At 70.7% G+C, this 14,569-nt stretch carries 12 protein-coding genes and 1 pseudogene; 4 read left to right on the top strand and 9 right to left on the bottom strand.

The window, feature by feature from the left end; translation table 11 throughout:
- Positions 1-106 precede the first annotated feature (106 nt).
- From FMEAI12_RS13480 to FMEAI12_RS39475, 3 genes and pseudogenes are all read left to right on the top strand, one after another.
- Positions 107-784 carry a hypothetical protein gene (locus tag FMEAI12_RS13480; protein ID WP_112106285.1) on the top strand — a complete coding sequence of 226 codons (678 nt, stop codon included), beginning with the start codon at positions 107-109 and terminating at the stop codon, positions 782-784.
- 4 nt (positions 785-788) lie between these two features.
- Entirely contained in the window at positions 789-1,268 is a 480-nt protein-coding gene (locus tag FMEAI12_RS13485; RefSeq protein WP_112106286.1) for a cupin domain-containing protein, read from the top strand.
- 78 nt (positions 1,269-1,346) lie between these two features.
- A pseudogene (locus tag FMEAI12_RS39475) lies at positions 1,347-1,466 on the top strand (sigma factor-like helix-turn-helix DNA-binding protein); the annotation flags it as partial.
- Positions 1,467-1,477: 11 nt separating this feature from the next.
- Here FMEAI12_RS39475 and FMEAI12_RS13490 read toward each other — a convergent pair.
- The 9 genes from FMEAI12_RS13490 to FMEAI12_RS13535 form a co-directional block, all read right to left on the bottom strand.
- Complete coding sequence (locus FMEAI12_RS13490; RefSeq protein ID WP_112106287.1) at positions 1,478-4,303, bottom strand: polynucleotide kinase-phosphatase; 2,826 nt, start codon at positions 4,301-4,303, stop codon at positions 1,478-1,480.
- On the bottom strand, positions 4,300-5,970 hold the full coding sequence (locus FMEAI12_RS13495; RefSeq protein ID WP_112106296.1) for a 3' terminal RNA ribose 2'-O-methyltransferase Hen1: 1,671 nt from the start codon (positions 5,968-5,970) through the stop codon (positions 4,300-4,302). The genes FMEAI12_RS13490 and FMEAI12_RS13495 overlap by 4 nt, the downstream gene beginning before the upstream one ends.
- Before the next feature lie 274 nt (positions 5,971-6,244).
- Complete coding sequence (locus FMEAI12_RS13500; RefSeq protein WP_112106288.1) at positions 6,245-6,844, bottom strand: TetR/AcrR family transcriptional regulator; 600 nt, start codon at positions 6,842-6,844, stop codon at positions 6,245-6,247.
- A complete protein-coding gene (locus tag FMEAI12_RS13505; protein ID WP_235013964.1) occupies positions 6,837-7,703 on the bottom strand; it encodes a fatty acid desaturase in 867 nt (288 codons plus the stop codon). The genes FMEAI12_RS13500 and FMEAI12_RS13505 overlap by 8 nt, the downstream gene beginning before the upstream one ends.
- The gene (locus FMEAI12_RS13510) at positions 7,700-9,229 is read right to left on the bottom strand and encodes an NAD(P)/FAD-dependent oxidoreductase (RefSeq protein ID WP_112106289.1); all 1,530 of its coding nucleotides are present in this window, start codon (positions 9,227-9,229) and stop codon (positions 7,700-7,702) included. The genes FMEAI12_RS13505 and FMEAI12_RS13510 overlap by 4 nt, the downstream gene beginning before the upstream one ends.
- A 410-nt stretch (positions 9,230-9,639) precedes the next feature.
- Complete coding sequence (locus FMEAI12_RS36195; RefSeq protein ID WP_146776694.1) at positions 9,640-10,875, bottom strand: transposase; 1,236 nt, start codon at positions 10,873-10,875, stop codon at positions 9,640-9,642.
- A 113-nt stretch (positions 10,876-10,988) separates the two neighbouring features.
- A complete protein-coding gene (locus tag FMEAI12_RS13525; RefSeq protein WP_112106291.1) occupies positions 10,989-12,233 on the bottom strand; it encodes a cytochrome P450 in 1,245 nt (414 codons plus the stop codon).
- A 258-nt stretch (positions 12,234-12,491) separates the two neighbouring features.
- Positions 12,492-12,692, bottom strand: coding sequence for a hypothetical protein (locus FMEAI12_RS13530; protein WP_146776695.1), 201 nt, complete (start codon positions 12,690-12,692; stop codon positions 12,492-12,494).
- A gap of 16 nt (positions 12,693-12,708) precedes the next feature.
- Positions 12,709-13,158, bottom strand: coding sequence for a cytochrome P450 (locus tag FMEAI12_RS13535; protein ID WP_235013966.1), 450 nt, complete (start codon positions 13,156-13,158; stop codon positions 12,709-12,711).
- A 661-nt stretch (positions 13,159-13,819) separates the two neighbouring features.
- Between FMEAI12_RS13535 and FMEAI12_RS13545 the strand changes: the two genes are divergently transcribed.
- Entirely contained in the window at positions 13,820-14,014 is a 195-nt protein-coding gene (locus FMEAI12_RS13545) for a hypothetical protein (RefSeq protein ID WP_146776696.1), read from the top strand.
- Positions 14,015-14,569 lie beyond the last annotated feature (555 nt).

A 14,569-nucleotide genomic window follows, 5' to 3' on the forward strand; every position in this document is an offset into this window, starting at 1 on the left:
CAAGGCGCACGCAGGCCGTTCACCGCCGAACGGCCAGCGTAGTCGGCAACAGTCGGCCCTGGCGAAGGGTGCGGCACGCGGCCGCCCCAGTCATGAAGGAGAAGCCATGTCCACACTGGAATCACAACCTCTCGCTGGCGCGCCGCGGGTGCCGCGCTCGGCGCGGCACCCGGAGGCCGCCGTGCCGGCGTGGTCGGATGACGCCACGCTGCGCCGGGTCCTGCTCGGTGCCGGCGGCGTCCTGTTCGCGCTGGGGAACCTGCTGCACCCGCTCGAGCACAACGAGGCGGCCGAGCAGGCGGCCACCTGGTCCGCTGCACACCTGCTCTTCGGCATAGGCGGTGTGCTGGTCGCCGCGGGGCTGCCGCTTCTGGCGGGCCGCCTCGGGCCTGGCCGGCTGGCCCGGGCCGCCTACGCGCTGGTCTGGGTCGGGTTCGTGACGATGCCCGCGAACGCCTACATCGAGATGTTCGTCGCACCGAACATCGACCACCACACCATGCACGAGATCGAATCCGACATGACGCTCGTCGCCCTACCGCTCGCTTTCGCGTTCATCATCGGAGTTCCGCTGCTCGGGATCGTCGGGTGGCGGGTCGGCGGGCTGTCCAGACCGGTGGCCGCGGGTCTCGTCATCGCCGGCGTGACCCTTCTCCTCGGGCCGGGCCTGCCCGTGACGGAAGGCTACTGGATCATCCCGGCTACCGTCATCGCCGGCCTCGCGCTGGCGGCCACCGCCCTGCCGTGGAGCGACAACAACCGGCCGCGACGAGGCGGGAGCTGAACGGGTGGGCCCGTTCCACACCACTTCCGGCACCGCCCGGGGCGGACCGCGGACGGTCCTCCCGGGCAGACCGGCGCCCGTCCCGCTCGCCACCGCGGCGACGACCGGCGGCTCCTACGGGCTGCTCCGGATCCAGCTGCTGCCCGGCGACGAAGCGCCGTACCTCGTACACCATGGTGAGGATCGGTCGTTCGTCGTCCTCGACGGCCGGATGCGGGTCGACACCGCTTCACGCCGCCTCACCGCCGCCACCGGAGACCTCGTCTTCGTCCCCCGCGACCAGCCGCACCGGTGCCTCGCCCCGGACGGGCCGGCCGACGTGCTCATGCTGTTCACGCCGGGTGGGGCCGAAGGGCTCTACCTCGCGCTCTGGCCGCCGGGGCACGACGCCGACCTCATCGTGCGGCTATCGGCCGAGTACAACGTCGACGTGCTCGCCCTGTCTGCCGAGGCGCCGGACGAATCGAACCATCACGACGGTTGACGTGCCTCCACATGCGGTCCGCCAGCAGCTGGTCAGCGCCGGATTCGATGCTGGCCCGGGATGCCCGGGGGCACTGACCTGAAGCTGGTCGGCGGGCTGAGCACCGAGCAGATCGCCCGGGCCTTCCTGGTGCCGACGCCCACGATGGCGGCTCGGATCACCCGGGCCAAGAAGGCGCTGCGAGGGGTACGCGGCGACGGCGGGGTCGTCTACAGCCGGGGGTCGACGGGCTCCGACTCCAGCGCGAGCACCGCGAAGACGCACTCGTGGACCCGCCAGAGGGGTTCGCCGGCCGCTGCGCGTTCCAGCGCTTCCAGCCCGAGGGCGTACTCCCGGAACGCCAGCGAGCGCTTGCGTCCCAGACCGCGGGAACGCAGCCGCTCCAGGTTCGCGGGCTCGGTGTAGTCGGGGCCGTAGATGATGCGGAGATACTCCCGGCCACGCACCTTCACGCCGGCCTGGGCCAGGCCGCGTTTCCCCCGGACCAGCCCGGCCAGCGGTTTGACGACCATTCCCTCGCCGCCGGCGGCGGTCAGTGCCTCCCACCACTCGACCCCGGCAGCGACCGAGGCCGGGTCGCCCGCGTCCACCTGGATCCGTTCCGTGGTGACGATGAGGTCCGGATCGGCGGCCGCCAGTCGGTCGGCGACGCCGAGGTGCCAGAGATGGTCCCGTCCCACATGGGTCGTGCCGGCCGGCCACGAACCGCCCCAACCGGGGCCGCTCGCGGCGTCCTGCGGTGCCGGTCCCGTCGCCAGCAGCATGAACGGTGCGAACCGGACTCCGTCGAGGCCGTCCACCGGCCAGCAGTAGCGCTGGTAGGCGGCGGTGAACGCGTCGGCGTTCGCGGCCCGTCCGCGGGTGCGGTCCAGCAGGTCACCGACGTCGATCCCGCGAGCCGACGCCTGGGTGAGCGCGTCGACGGCGACTGGCAACGCGGCACGGGCGGCTGCCCCGGCGGCGGCGTACTGCCGGCGGATGAGGTCCTGGGCCTTCGCGCTCCACGGCATGATCTCCGCGTCGAACACCGCCCAGCCGGCTCCGGTCTCTGCCCAGAGTCCGCTGGCGGTCATCGCGGCCCGCAGCCGGGCGAGCAGTGCTTCGGTGCGATCGCGGTCGAAGAACGGCCGGCCGGTCCGGGTGAACACCGCGCCGGTGGTGCCGTCGGTGGCGCCGAACCGGGCCGCCGCGACTGCCTCGTCCCGGCAGACGACGGCGACTGCCCGGGAGCCCATGTGCTTCTGCTCGCACAGCAGGTCCTCGACGCCGTCCGCCCGGTAGGCCTCGAAGGCGTCCGCCGGATGTTCGAGCAGGCCGGGGAGCTTCGAGGTGGGTGGCGGGCTCATCGTCGGCGGCAGGTGGACGAGCCAGCGCGGGTCGAGGGCGAAGCGGCTCATCACCTCCAGGGCGGCGAGGGCGTTCTCCTCCCGCACCTGCACCCTGCCCCCGTGCCTCGTCTCGACGATCCGCCGGCCGAGTACGTCGGTCACGTCCAGGATCTCCAGGCCCGCGCCCGCCGTGCCCGTGCCCGTCGAGACTGTGCCCGCCGACCGCGCCGGCTCTGACGGTGACAGCAGCGGGAATGACGAGAGCAGCGCCTCGGCTGACGGCAGTGCCTCGGCTGACACCAGCGGTCCGGTTGTGGGAGGCGACCCGGCCGAGAGCGGCGACTCGGCCGGCGCCGGGTCCGTGGGGCCCGTCCCGTTCCCGCCGGTCGGGCGGATCGGCTCGAAGTAGACCTGCGCCGCCGGCACGGAGACCAGTTCCCGCTCGGGATACCGCAGTGCGGTCAGCCGTCCACCGAAGACGCAGCCGGTGTCGAGGCAGATCGTGTTGTTCACCCACTCGGGCTCGGGGACGGGCGTGTGACCGTAGGCCACCATCGCCCTGCCCCGGTAGTCCCGTGCCCAGGGGTAGCGGACCGGTAGTCCGTACTCGTCGGTCTCACCGGTGGTGTCGCCGTAGAGCGCGAACGACCGCACCCGGCCCGACGCCCGCCCGTGGTACGCCTCCTTCAGCCCGGCGTGCGCGACGACCAGGCGGCCCTCGTCGAACACCAGGTGTGAGACCAGCCCGTCGCAGAACCGGTCGACCTCGGCGCGGAAGTCGTCGCTTTCCTCTGCGAGCTGCCTGAGCGATTCCGCGAGGCCGTGGCCGATGGTCACCTTCCTTCCGCGCATCGCCCGGACGAGCTTGTTCTCGTGATTGCCCGGGACGGCGAACGCCTCGCCCGCGGAGACCATCCCCATCGCCAGTCGCAGGACGCCGGGCGTGTCCGGGCCGCGGTCCACCAGGTCACCGACGAAGACCGCGCGCCGACCGTCCGGGTGGCTCGCGCCTACCGCCCGTCCCGCGTCGTCGTGGCGCAGGGCGTAGCCGAGCCTGGTCAGGAGCTGCTCGAGTTCGGCGCGGCAGCCGTGGACGTCGCCGATCACGTCGAACGGCCCGGCGACGTCGCGCCGGTCGGTCAGCAGCCGGGTGTACTCGATCGTCGCGGCGGCGATCTCCGCCTCCGAGCGCAGGACGTGGACCCGCCGGAACCCCTCGCGGGCCAGGCCGCGCAGCGAGCGCCGCAGCTCGGCCTGCTGCCGGCGGACGACATGCGGGCCGAAGGCACGGTCGGGTCGCGTCGCGTTGCGCGCCAGGCAGACCGACTCCGGCACGTCGAGGACGATCGCGACCGGCAGCACGTCGTGCGACCTGGCCAGCTCGATCAGGGACGCGCGGGACGCGCGCTGGACGTTCGTCGCGTCGACGACCGTGAGCCGCCCGGCGGCGAGCCGCTTACCGACGATGTAGTGCAGGACGTCGAACGCGTCGGGGGTCGCGGCCTGGTCGTTCTCGTCGTCCGCGATGAGCCCCCGGCAGGCGTCGGACGACAGCACCTGCGTCGGACGGAAATGCGCCCTGGCGAAGGTCGACTTCCCGGACCCGGTGACGCCGACGAGGACGACAAGGCAGATCTCGGGAATGGTCAGCGGCGCCTGCGGAAAGTCGCCCCCCGGCAGAGGACGGCCGCCTGTCGGTGTGCTCATCGGCCTTCCCCCGTCCCTGCTGGGTGCTCTCCGACCGTCCGGTGCTCTCCGACCGCGCGGTGTTCTCCCGCCGGCAACCGTTCGAGTATCGCCAGTTGCGTGGGCTGACCGACCTCCGGATCGTCGACGCCGACTCCACCGAGCCTGGCCGTGTAGGGGTACCGGGCGACGAGGCCGCCGACCCAGGTGGCGAACTCGTCCCGCGTCCACTCGAAACGGTGGTCGCGGTGCCGCAGCGCACCGGACGGCAGGCCCTCGTACCGGACGTTGTACTCGATGTTCGGCGTAGTGACGATCACCAGGCGGGGCTGCGCGTGGCCCAGCACCACCTCGGCGAGCGCGGGCAGCCGGGGCGGGTCGACGTGCTCGACGACCTCGGAGAGCACGATCGCGTCCAGGCCGGTGAGGCGGCTGTCCCGGTAGGTCAGCGACGAGACGATCAGGCGTAGCCGGGCGCGGACCTGGTCGGGCATCCGCTCGATCCGCAGCCGCCGCGCGGCGAGTTCCAGTGCGCGGTGGGAGACGTCGACCGCGATGACCTCGGTGCAGGTCGGCTCGGCGAGCAGTCTCGCGACCAGCTTGCCGTCGCCGCACCCGACGTCGGCGACACGGTGCGCTTCCGAGGCGCGCAGCGACGCGAGGATCGCCCGCCGCCGCAACTCCGCCAACGCCGGCGGCCGCGTCTCGCCGACTTCGCCGCTCGTGCCCTCGGCGCCCGCCTCGCCCGCCTCGGCCACCTCGGCGACCTCGGCCACTTCCGCCTCGGCCACTTCTGCCTCGGCCACTTCTGCCTCGGCCACTTCCGCCTCGGCCACTTCTGCCTCAGCCACCTCTGTCTCGGCCACTTCTGCCTCGGTCGCGACCAGGCCGGGCTCGAAGCCGGTGCCGAGGCTGTCGGCCGCGAGGTCGTCGACGGCCGCGAGCTGGGTGAGCGCCGTGGTGGCCAGGGCCCGGCGGTGCGCGAGATAGCGCCTGGCGATCAGTTGCCGCTCCGGATGCCCCGGCAGCCAGCTGGCCCCCTCGCGAAGGAGTTTGTCGATCTCGTCCCGTCCGACGTAGTAGTGCTTCGCGTCGTCGAGGACCGGCAGCAGGATGTAAATTTGGGTGAGCGCGTCGGCGAGCCGGAGAGTCCCGGTGAGGGTGACGTCGTGGTGCGGTGCGTCGCCCCACTCCGGGAACCGCGGGTCCAGCGGGAGCGGGACAGCCGCGACCTGCCACCCCAGCGGTTCGAACAGCCGCCTGGCGAGATCGGCGCCGCCGGCCCGGCAGGGCAGCGACGGCAGCCTGATCTCCAGTGGCAGCGCGGTCGCGGCCAGCTCCGGCCGGGCCTTGCATCGTCCCGCCATCGCCGTCGAGAACACCGCCGCCATCGCGACCGCGAGCAGACTGGATGCCGCGTACGTCCGGTCGTCGACGTACTGGGCCGCATCCGCCCCGCCCTCACCGCCGCGCCTGCCCGCGGTACCTGCCTGCCTGTTACGGACCAGCCCGACGGGGTCGATCTCCAGCAACAGCGCCGCGGTGCAACGCTCTTCGGTCGCCTCCGGGTAGAAGACGTGCGCGCTGCCGGCGGCGGTATCGAACCGCTGCGCCTTGTCCGGATGCTTGTGGAGCAGGAACCCCAGATCGGTGGCGGGACGGTGGGTCGTCGACACGGCAAGGAGCACCTCGCGATTCTTCCGGACCCGAACACCACCCGTCGCCCCGATTTCGCCGGACACGTCTTGGCCAGTTCGACCTGCGACGGCGGCGCCGGGCGCGACGACTGAAGCCGCCCCACGCCAGGCGGGTCCGACCTCACGACTGCACCTGCTTTGACAGGGCGAGGGGCCCGGCGCCGATGAGTTGCCCGGCGACCCAGCCGATCGGAGCGGCCAGCGTCGAGCAGGTGACCAGGCCGCTCGACCCGATCGTCCGACACGACCGGACCCATCCCGGGGTTTATCCAGGGGTGCTTCGTCGCAGCCGTGGAATTCTGTCGAAGTACACGGCGAGCTTCGCGGCTTGGTCGAAGAACTCCATCACTTTCGAGGAGTCCTCGTCGAGGTGGGCGAGCGTCTCCGCGCCGAGGTAGAACGCGACGGCCGCATTGGCGAGTACGGGCATGCGCACCAGGTTGGCGAACGGCTTGCCGCTCAGCAGCGTGGTGAGCACCTCGGCGGCCAGCACCTCCCAACGCCGAGTCTCCAGCGTCAGCTGGGTGGCCAGCCGCGACCCCGGCCGCGCCCCGGCATACAGCTCCTGGACGGCGGAGATGTGCCCGACCTCGGTGTCTTCGAGGTAGAGCCGGCGAAGTATCTCCACCGCGCGCCCGGCCCGGTCCACACCGGACAGCTCGTCCCGGTACCGCTGGGTGCGCGCCTCACAGGTGTGGGTAAGGGCTGCGACCAGGACGTCGTCCAGATCGGCGAAGTGGTAGTAGAGAACGCCGGGGGCGAATCCGCCGGCCTGAGCGATCGCCCGTGCGGTGGTGCCGGCATAACCGTGCCGCACGAGGCAGGCCAGGGTGGCGTCGAGGATCCGGCCGCGGGTGTCAGACAACGCGTATCGGCCGAACGCCGTTAGCGGCGAGGTAGCCGTCGAGTCGACGGGCGAGCGCCGCGAGATGGTGGCTGGGCACCTGTGGGTACAGATGGTGTTCGAGGTGGTAGGTGAGCTCGAGGAACACAGCGGGGATGATCCTCCCGCGCAGGGTCCGGGTCTGTGTCAGGGGTGTGTCGCCGTAGTCGTGGTGCGGCAGGTACACCGTCAGAAGCGGGTACACCCAGCTCCCGACGATCGCCATCAACGCATATACCAACACGGCCGAGGTGTACGGCCACACCAGGGTGCCCCCCGCGAGCGCCACCACGGGCGCGGCGGCCTCGGCGAGCAGCCAGCCGCGGTCGTGTCCCCGCAGGTAGGACCACCACCACAGCCGTGGCAGGAACACCGGGCCGTAGCCCACGGCGCCGAGCAGCGACAGCTCGGCGGGATGTCCCTCCGGATCATCGGGGTGCGGGAAGAGCTGGTGGTGGCGGGTGTGCGTGGCGCGGTAGGCGTGCCCGCTCTCAAGGAGGACGAGCCCCATGGCGAACAGTGCTCGATCGGTGGCCGGTCCGGACAGGCCGAGCGTGCCGTGCACCACGTCGTGGGTGACCGTGACGACCGCGACGAAAATTCCGAAGACGATCACCGGTGTGAGCCACCACCAGCCTGCCCACGCCGCCGCCGCGAAACACAGCACGCCGACGAACGGGCGGGCGAGCGCGATCCACCGCTGCCGGCGGGTGGTGACGAGCAGATCGGCACCCAGGTCGGCCAGTGCGGGCGGACCGGGCTGACCGGGAGGATCGGGCGGACCGGGAGGACGGGACGGGCTGAGCGGGCCGGGCGGATGGGGCGGGTCCAGGGAGGTCATCGGTTGAATCCCCCCTCGCGCAGCATTCCCTCCGCGACGATGCGACTGCCCAGCACGCAGGCCACCGTGCCCAGACCCGGCCAGGTCGAGTCTCCGACCAACCAGAGCCCGGGGCCGCCGAGGTCGTGCGGAACGGCGTGCTGATTGGTGTTGCGAAGGTGCTGACGGACGCCCCCGACGGCGCCGGCCGGGCGGAAGCCGAACCGTTCGTAGCTGCGCGGCGTGCCCGTCGCCGCGAACACCGCTCGCTCTCCCAACGACGGGTAGGCGCGGCGGGCACACCCGACGAGCAGCTCGCCGATCCATTTCTTGCGCTGCTCGTATTCGATGTCGTCGAGTCCCACCCATTCGGACAGCTCGGTGTGGGTGGAGATCATGACGGCGCGGTGCCCCGGCGGCGCGCTGAGGGTGTCCCCGGGTTCGGAGACGGAAACGAACATGTTGTTTCCCTCGCCCAGCGGGCGATCGTACGACTGCAGGAACTGATGGTGCGTGAAATTCTGCCCACGCACCTCGTCCTCGGGTACTCCGAGGAATACGACGCACGCGCCACCGAGCGCCTGCGCGTCGCGTTCCAGATATGCCCGCAGCCGGTCGGCCACCGGGAGCCCGGCGCAGATCGCGGCAGTGGTGGCGGCGGGTACCGCGGCCACGATCCGGCGGGCACCGATCGCGCCTCGGCGAGTCGACACCCGGTAGGCGCCCGGCTCGCCGTCAATCCGCGAGACCGCACACCCGGTGCGCAGCCGGCCTCCCAACCCCCGGTAGTGCGTGACGAGCGCCCGCCAGAAGCCGTGCATCCCCCCGGCGTGTCGGCTCAGGCCGGCGCCCCGGATCGTCACGCCGAGCGCCGCGTTGATCAGCGGCGCATCGTCGACGGTCGCGTGCACTGTGTCCTCGACGAGCATCGCCAGTAGTCCGACGAGAGCCGGGTCGTCGCGCAACCCGTAGCGGCGCAGTGCGTCCCCGAGCGTCCAGTTCAGATAGCGGGCGAGTGGGACGCCGGCCGGACCGAGCGCCCGCAGGTCGTGCAGCGCGTCCGCCGGCCGGCGTACCGGGAGGCGCACCCCTGACCGGCTCGCCCGCCAGAACGTCTGCGCCAACCGGTCGAGCAGGGACCACAGTCGCCGATGCCGGCCGGTGTCGCCGAGCATGCGCCGACGCTCGGCGTGCCACAGCGCCGGATCGCGGTGCAGCACGACCTCGCGATCGGGCAGGTGGGCCACGTAACCCGGTAGCTCGCAGGCGTCCAACGGGTTCATTCCGACGCTCTGCAGCAACTCGAAGCCGACGCCGCCCGGCGCGAAGTCGACGAGCGTGGTGGCGCCCACGTCGAAGGAGAATCCGCGCTTTCGGAAGTAGCCCGCGCAGCCGCCGGCATGGCCGTGCGCCTCGAGTACCACCGTCGACAGGCCGGCGGTCTGCAGCCGAAGCGCCGTCGCCATGCCGGCCGGACCACCACCGATCACCGCCACGTCGAATGACTCGGTTACTGTCGGCACGTCCTGAACATCTGTTCTGAACATTTGTTCAGAATGCGGCGAAGGGTCAGGTGAGTCAATGCATTCGGTCGTATTGATCAAGAAATCGCGGGAGACCCGCGCCTCGCGCGCGGACCGAGTCGACCTCAGGCGTCCCGCCTCGGCGGCGATACCACCGTTCGACCCGGCGGATCCGCGATCAGGCCCGAATCGACGGGGTGGAGCGCACTTGACCGACACCGTGACTACGCAATACGGATGTACCCGTCACGGTCGGGTCGGAGGCGAACGGGGATCGCGGGTCGTCGGGGCGCCGCATCCCTAGTCGCTGGTTGGTCAGGTTGGGGCGACCAGTGGGTGGGAGTGGCCCACGTGGTCAAGCAGGGCTGTCAGTTCCGGTGGGGGTGGGGCGGTGGACCAGCGGTGCCAGTACGGCTGCAGACGCGCCCAGGGGCTCAGCCAGCCGCGGACCTGTCGCGGTGTGTCCTGCCAGACGATGCGGCGCCGTGGATTTTTCCCTCGCCGCCCCGCGGTCCTCGCGGGGTGTTTCCTGGGCGTGGTCGGAGGGTGGCGCGCTCAGCAGGCTGAAGGTGAACGCCAGCATGACCAGCTGCCAGTGGCGCACGATGGCCTGTTCGGAACGGACCTGGAAGTCCGCCCAGCCCAGCTCGTGCTTGGCCGGCTTGTAGTAGTGCTCGATCCAGTCCCGTAGCCGGTAGATCCGGTAGACCTCGCCCGCGTCCGCCTCGGCGGTCGAGAGGTTGGTGGCCATGAACCAGGTCGAGTCGGCGGTGAGGACCCTCGGGTCGGCGGTGGCGGCGATCAGGCGGGTGCCGTGGGTGGGTCCGTAGCAGGGGCCCTAGTTCCAGTTCGGCGACGTGGCGCACCAGCGGTCGGTGGTGGCTGTCGGTCAGCACCAGGCGCCGCCAGTTCGCCCGTGGCAGGCGGGTGGCGGCCTCGGTGGGGGTGAACGCCGGCGGGTGGGTGGGATCGGCGACGACCTGCCAGGTGCCGTGGCGGGGGCGCAGGGCCAGTACGTAGCGGATTCTGGCCGCCTGCAGGCGCCCCTCGAGCTTGGGGTTCTCGCCGTGGACGCAGTCGGCGACCACCGCCCGGAAAGGCACTCCGGCGCCGCGGGCTTCCTCGATCAGGTCCCAGGCCAGCTCCGGTTTGGTGGCGAACGCCGGGTCGGCCTTGCCGGCGGGTAGGCGGGAGGCGGGCCGGTAGGGCCGCACCCCCAGCGGCACGTGGCGGCTGCCGTCAGCCCAGTGACTGGTGACGGCCACAACGCCGTTGGCGGTGCGGCCGAGCTTGCCGATGTACTGCTGGGCGGCCAGCACGATGCCATGGCCGCGCTTGCGGTCCCCGGTCTCGTCGATGATGAGCACCCCGTTGCCATGCGGCCCCAACTCCGGGTGCCGACGCCACAGGTCCACCCGCCGCGCGCCCAGGGCGTCGGGATCCCAGGGCGCGTCGTGCAGGAAGTGGTGCAACCGCTGCCGGTCCGCGCCGGGGACCAGAGCGGCAAGCTCCGTCAGCGTCTTGTTCCGTTCCCGGGGCAGCAGCAGGCCGATCAGATACTGCCGCAGCGCGGTGCGCTCGGCCACACGACAGAACAGGTCATCGAAGTCGCCGCAGAACCGGTCGATCGCCTCCGCCGTCGGCGCGGTCGGCTTGCGAGGAGTAGCCATCGGGCACCTCCCACCGGAACAGCCCCAGCCAGACACCACCAACCGTACGTCCGCCTTCCCCAACCTGACCAACCAGCGACTAGCCGGGCCACGCCCCCGATCACGTCGGCGGCTCAGGCCGAGAGGTGCAACGGGAGCCTCTTCAGACCACGGACGACGACCTGCTCCCGGTAGGCGACAGTGTCCTCGGCCAGCGCGAACGAGCTGGTGCGGCTGATCAGCGCCCGAAAGGCGATCTCCGCTTCGAGGCGGGCGAGGGGCGCGCCGAGACAGTAGTGGATTCCGACACCGAGCCCGAGATGGCGCCGCGTCCGGTCGGACCTGGTGTAGCGAGCCACGAGGAACCGGTCGGGCTCGTCGAACGCCTCCGGATCCCGGTTGGCAGCCCCGATCATCATGATCGCACCGTCACCGCGCGTGAACGGACGTCCGCCGATCTCGGCGTCCGCGAGGACGGTGCGGGCGATGAACTGCACCGGCGGGTCGAACCGAAGCATCTCCTCGACCGCGGGTCCGACGAGGGCTGGATCCGTACGCAGCGCCGCGAGCTGCCCGGGGTTCCGCGTGAGCGCGAGAATCCCGCCGCTGATGAGATTCGCTGTCGTCTCGTAGCCGGCCACCAGCAACAGGGTGCACAGTTCGAGCAGTTCCCGTTCGGCGAGTACGTCACCGCGGTCATGGATGGCGACGAGCCGGCTGAGAAGGTCATCGCGCGGTTCCTCGCGGCGACGGGCGATCAGGTCGAGAAAGTAGGCGTCGAATTCCACGGCCGCCCGGTTACAGGCCGCCTTCTTCTCATCGGTCAGCAGATAGTAAGGGTCCAGTCCGAGGGTCAGCGCGTCCGCCCACCCCCCGAACTCCTCCTCGTCCGCGGCCGGCACGCCCAGCAGCCGGCTTATCAACCGCAACGGCAGCGGACGCGCGAACGCCGCGACCGCATCGATCTCGCCCCGCTCGATCGCCTCGTCGAGCAGCACGTTCGCGAGGGATGTCACCTGCGGAGCCAGGGCCTCGATGACCGCCGGGGTGAACGCCTTACCCACAAGGCGCCGCAGCCGGGTGTGATCGGGCGGGTCCGCCCGTAGCAGTGAACCGAGGCCGTCGTCCATTCCCGTGCGATAGTTGATGCCGTCGGTGTACCCGTGCCCAACCGCGGGATGCGTGAGTACGGCGGAGGCCTCGGCGAGGCGGGTCACCAGAGTGACCGTGCGGTCGGCGATCTCACCGGGGATGAAGGCGCCGACTTCACGGATCTCCCGATACCGAAGGTAGGGGTCCGCAAGCCGCGTCGCCGTCACCGCGGCGATGATCGCAGCGGTGCCTCCCTCGGATGTGTCGATGCCGTCCACCGTAGTCACTGACCGTCTCCTCCCCGCGCGACGTCGCCGCAGGCGCCGGCGCACCCCGCGGCGACCGGACGTTCTCACAGCACGACATACGAAATCGTGTCCGACACGTGTGCGCACGCAAAAAGTCAGCCGCCGCCTCTTGGGGCGACAACTTTCAATCATTCAATCGGTTCTCGTCGAACAGGCTCCGTACCAGGCCGCCGTCGTACTCCGCCGCACTTCTTTTATGCGCGGACAGCGACCGGAGCCCACGGGGTGAGGCCGATCTCAGATCGGTGACGGCGCGGCCGGCGTTTCGGCCGGCGGGCCTGCCACGGGAGCGCGGGGCTGGTAGGCCTCGTCGCGCTGACCGTGACGGCAGCCACCGGTCCCGACCGGCGCCACCGGCACGTCCGGCACGTCCGGCACGCTGTCCGCGCTCAACGCGGCGAGCACGACCGAGCGGACCGGTCGTTGGAATTCCGTCACGCCCACAGCCAGGGATTTACTGGAACCGGACCGGAAAGCGTTCGATGCCACGCAGGACGAGGTTCTTGCGGTAGGCGAGGTCGTCCGTGAGTAGCGTCATCGTTGTTTCCCTCCGGATGAGTTCCTGCAGCACGGCCTCCATCTCCAGGCGGGCAAGCGGCGCGCCGAGGCAGTAGTGGATTCCCAGACTGAAGGTGAGATGACGCTTCGCGGGTTGCTGGCCCACGTACCGGGTGATATCGAACCGCTCGGCGTCGGGGAACGCCTCCGGGTCCCGGTTGGCCGAGCCGAAGAGCAGAGCGACGCCGTCGCCCGCGCTGAACGTGTGCCCGGCGAGCTCGGTCTGCTCGTGGGCGAGGCGGCAACAGTGCCGAATCGCGAGCCGCGTTCCTGGCGTACCGACGAGCGGTGGACCGGCGTGCACGTCGCCCCGGCCGGCGAACAGCGCACAGCCTGATTGCACCATGCCGGGACCGACAGCAACGACTAGACAACACTATGAATCGGCGTGGGATATCGAGAGCTGGATCTGGCTGGTGGCGAGACCGTGATCCCCCTTCCACCCGACCGGCGGGGGGTGATCTTGCGGGGGGCTGGTTGATGTCGTCGATGAGGTGTCTGATCTGATGGCCCCGGCGTCCATACGGGCTGTGGAGAGGAGACTTCTGAATGGCCGTACCCGATGGCGAGCTTGACCTGCCCGTACCCGTACCGCGGGCAGCGCGGTCACGGCCTGTCCGCCCGTGGGAGCAGCCGCGGGTGCCTCCTGGTCCGCCGGTCTCGGCCCAGCTGGCCGGGTTTCTAATCCAGTTCGCGCCGCTGCCTGCGGCCGTGGTGGGCTGGTTCCTTGCCGGGGCGCTGGCTCTCCCGGCGGAGGCCGGGGCGGTGGTGGGGTTCGTGGTCCACCAGCTTCTCCAGGGGTTTGTCGTTGTTCCGGCCCTGCTTTGGAAGAGATCAAAGCCGTGCGGCGAGCAGGTGCGCGACCGTGTCGTTGCAGCGGGCGTGCGGCTGGGTGTGACGGTGTCTGTGTGCGGACGCTGGGGAGCCGGCGGGGCCGGGTGCGCGGTGTAGGTGTTCTTCTCATGCCGCCGGGTCGGGTATGGGTGGTGGTGGCGGAGGATCTGGCGGTGACGAACCCGGCGGACCTTGACGCCCTTGTCGCACATCAACTCGCCAGAGCCCGCGCGGCGGCTTACCGCCTCGTCCTACCGCTGATGCTGGTGGTCTGGGTGGCGTTGGTGGTGCTGGCCGGTCAGGTGGCTCCTGACGGCGGGCTCGAGCTCGCCATTCAGACGGCCAGCTCGTCGGTCTGTGGGGGATAGGCGTACGGGTCCGGTCCCCCCTCGGACATCAGGCCCACCCGGATCATCCCGGCTCCGCGGGCCGCGGGCCGCGTGCCTCGGCCCACGGCCCAGGCACGCGGGGCCCGGACCCGTCCTCGACGCGGTACATCGGTAGCCGGATGCTGAGCGCCGCCCAGACACGAGCCTCGCCGCGATCTGGTGGTTGGTCAGGCCTTCGGCGAGCGGCTGGACGACCTGGCTCCGCCCGGGCGCCGGGCCCTGCCGCAGCTGTGCAACAGACCTGAGGCGCTGATGTCCCGCCGTCAAGGGCGGCATCACGAACACCCGCCGGGAGCCACCCGGTCAATTCCTGCCGGATAATATCCCGGACCGATCATCTGTCTCACGAATGACATCTTCAGCATTGGTGCTCGGCTGTATTCCTCCGGCATCGTGTTACCTGTTGATACTGATGATTAATGTGTGAAGTTCTGTTGATCAGAGCTGTTCCCAAGTCAGTCCGGTTTCGGTGAGGAACCCGACGAGGAGTTCGGGTCGGTACTGCATGCGTTTTAGCCCGTGTTTGACAGCCTG

The sequence above is a fragment of the Parafrankia sp. Ea1.12 genome, from assembly GCF_900465275.1.
Classification (GTDB): domain Bacteria; phylum Actinomycetota; class Actinomycetes; order Frankiales; family Frankiaceae; genus Parafrankia; species Parafrankia soli.